This is a genomic window from Streptomyces rectiviolaceus (genome assembly GCF_039533825.1).
Taxonomy (GTDB): Bacteria; Actinomycetota; Actinomycetes; order Streptomycetales; family Streptomycetaceae; genus Streptomyces; species Streptomyces rectiviolaceus.
This window is the reverse complement of the sequence record NZ_BAAAUG010000060.1, coordinates 68,882-72,037: the sequence shown is the minus strand read 5'-3', so window position 1 is coordinate 72,037 and position 3,156 is coordinate 68,882. Positions and strand designations below refer to the sequence as shown.

Genomic DNA, 3,156 nt, shown 5'->3' with positions numbered 1-3,156 from the left:
GGCGCCCGCGGCGCGCAACGACGAGCTCGCCGTGACGGAAGCGGGGGGCCGTCGCCGCGAGGACGCCACCATGTCCGTGGTCGCCCTGGAAGGGGCCAGGGCCCACGCCGGCCTGGTGGCGGGCCGGTGGCCGCGCGGCGGCCCCGGTGGCTCCGGCGGCTCGTCCGGTGGCGTGACGGAGACCGTGCTGACCCGGGCGTTCGCCGCCGAGCTCGCGGTGCGGACCGGTGACGATGTGGTCGTGCGCGGCGCCGGTGAGCGGCTGGTGCGGATGCGGGTCGTCGGGCTCTACGCGACCGAGGGGCGCGCGCCCGCGGTCTGGGCGGGCCTGAGCAGTACGTTCGGTACGGCCGACTCCGTCGCGCTCGTGCCGCGCGGCGCGTTCACGGCGCGGCCGGGGCTCGCGAAGGACGCGGGCGCGCTGTGGCTCGGTGTGCCCGAGGCGCGGGGGCTGCGGCTCGGGGACATCGGGCCGCTGACGGAGCGGGCCCGGAAGTTCGGCGGCAGCGATGCCTCGCTCTCGGTGCTGCGGGGGAAGGATCCCGAGGCCGACCTGACCGTGTCGGCGGGGCTGCGCAGAGCGCTCGACCGGCTGACCACGCCCATCGCCGTGGCCCGCGCGGGGCTCTACGTCCCCGCCACGCTGCTCGCCGCCCTCGCGGTCGCGGCCCTGGTGCTCACAGGGCGCCAGCTCGCCGAACACCGGCGCCCGGAGCTGGCGTTGCTGGCCGCCAGGGGCGCGGGGACGCGGCGGCTCGTGGTGTCGACCGGGGTGCATTGGGCGGTGGTCGCCCTTCCTGTGGGGGTCGCCGCGCCCTTCCTCGCGGGGCCGCTGCTGCGGCTGCTCGAAGGGGCGGGGCTGCTGCACGGCGGGATGCCGGACGCGGCCGCGACCGGCGCCGCGTGGGTGGGCGCCGCCTTCGCCGTCGTGGTGCACGGGTGCGCTGTGCTGCTGCCCACGGTGCGGGTGGTGCGGGACCGGCAGGCGGTGAGCCGCCTTCGCCTGCGGGTGGGGAGGTTCGCGGGAGCGCAGCGGGTCGGGGCCGATGTGGCGCTGGGGGCGGTGGCCGTCATCGGGTGGCTGCAACTGCGGCAGTACCGGTCGCCGGTGACCGGTGACGGCGTCGACCCGGTGCTCGTGTTCGCGCCCGTGGTGATGACCACCGCGGCCGCGCTGCTCGTGCTGCGCCTGTTGCCGTTCCTGACGCGGGCCATCGACCCGCTCGCCCGGCGGGGCAGGGGGTTCGTGCTGCCGCTCGGCGGATGGCAGATCGGGCGGCGCGCGGCGCGGCACGCGGGGCCCGCCCTGGTGGTGACGCTGGCCCTGGCCGTCGCGGCCCTGAGCAGCACCGCCCTTGCCATCCTCGACCGGGGGGACCGGGACCAGGCCGCCTTCCAGGTGGGCGCCGACCTGCGCATCGAACCGGGGGAGGGTGTGCCAGCCGGGGAGCGGCGCACGATCTACGGCGCGCTGCCGGGGGTGGCTGCGGTCACTCCCGTGGTGACCACGGAGGGCTACATCGGACAGGACGCGGTGGCCGTCACCGCGGTCAACACCCGGCGCGGTCCGGTGCCTTCACTGCGGGCGGACCTCGCCGATCAGCCCGTGCGGGAGCTTGTCGCGCCGCTGGGAAAGCACGTTCCGCCGCACGGGCTTGCCGTCGGCGGCGCTCGTCCCGCACGTGAACTCCCGCTCCGGGTGAGGCTGTCCGCGGACGGCCCCGGTCGCCCTGTGCCGGTCCGGCTGACTGTCTTCTTCGAGGACGATGACGGCCTCGTCCACTCAAGTGCGGTCCTTCTTAAAGAAGATGGTCGTCAGGCAGATGGTGGTCAGGCAGATGGCCGTCGAGCGGTGCCGCTGAAGGTGCCGGTACGGAGCGGGGGCGTGCGGATCCTGCAGATCGACCTGAGCATGGCGGGCGAGACGGTGCGGCGCACCTACCGGCTCCGTGTCGACGGGGTGCCGGGGCTCACCCAGAACGCCGACTGGCGCGACCTCCGGGAGGACGCGCCGGACCGGTACGGGGCGGGGTGCCCCGGGGCTGAGCGGCCGCGCGGGGCGGTGGGGGAGGCGCCTGGGCCTGTGCTCTGCGGGGACCGGCCCGGAGCGGGCGGAGTGCTGCTCGACGCGGTGCTTCGGGGCCCCGACACGCGGCTCAAGTACCCGACGTGGAACGTCCGGCTCGGCACGGACAGCGCCAAGGGGCGCCCCGCGGCGCCCGCTCTCGCCGACCGTGCGCTGCTGGACTCCGGGGCGGTACGGGTCGGGGACGTCGTGACGGTGCGGCGGAGTACGGGGGGCAGCGTGCGGCTGAGGATCGTCGGGCGGATCGCGGCGGTGCCCGGCGTCGCACGCGACCGGCCGCGACTGCTGGCCGACTCGCGGGCCATGGCTGCGCAGTTGGTGCTGAGCGGGGCGTTGCCGGGGCCGGAGAGTGCGTGGTGGGCGGGGACGGCGCGGGGCGACGCGACGGCCGCCTGGGAGGCGGTGCGGGCCCGCCCTGGGCTCGGAACCGCGGTGGACGTGCCGCACGCGCGCGTGTCGCTCGGCGAGGATCCGCTGCGCCGCGGGGCACGCGGAGGCCTCTGGCTCTGCCTCGCACTGGCACCGGCGTTCGCCGTCATCGCCTTCACGCTGCATACGGTGCTTTCGGCGCGGGCGAGGGGGCGGGAGTTCGCGCTGCTGAGGGCGCTGGGGGTACGGAGGGGGCAGCTCGCCGCGTACTTGTGGACGGAGCAGTTGGCGCTCGCGGGGGTGGCGGCGCTCCTGGGCACGGGACTCGGGGCGGGGCTCGCCGCGGTGATCATGCCGGTGGTGACGGTGGACGCGGACGGCGCCCCGGTCTTTCCCGGGCTGCTTACGGAGGTGCCGTGGGGGCGGGTGTGGCTTGTGGCGGGTGGGGTGACGGTGGTGATCTGCGGGGTGGTGAGTGGGGTTGCGCGGGTTTTGGGGCGGGTGGATCTGGGGCGGGTCTTGCGGGCGGGGGAGGACGGGTGAGGGGGGCTGTGAGGTGGTTGGGGTTGCGGGGGTACGTTCCCCGCCCGCCCCCATCCGTACGGACAACCCACCCACCCCCTGGCACCGCGGGGCAATCGGGCGGGTGGGTGGGAAAGGCCTGTTCGGGCAGGGGGAGCTGCGGGGTGATCGGGTGGGTG

At 76.2% G+C, this 3,156-nt stretch carries 1 protein-coding gene; it reads left to right on the top strand.

Going from position 1 to position 3,156, the window contains the following annotated elements:
* Positions 1–2,998, top strand: a 2,998-nt coding sequence (locus tag ABD378_RS18220; RefSeq protein ID WP_344521989.1) for an FtsX-like permease family protein, incomplete at its 5' end; no start/stop codon positions are given.
* Positions 2,999–3,156: the final 158 nt, after the last annotated feature.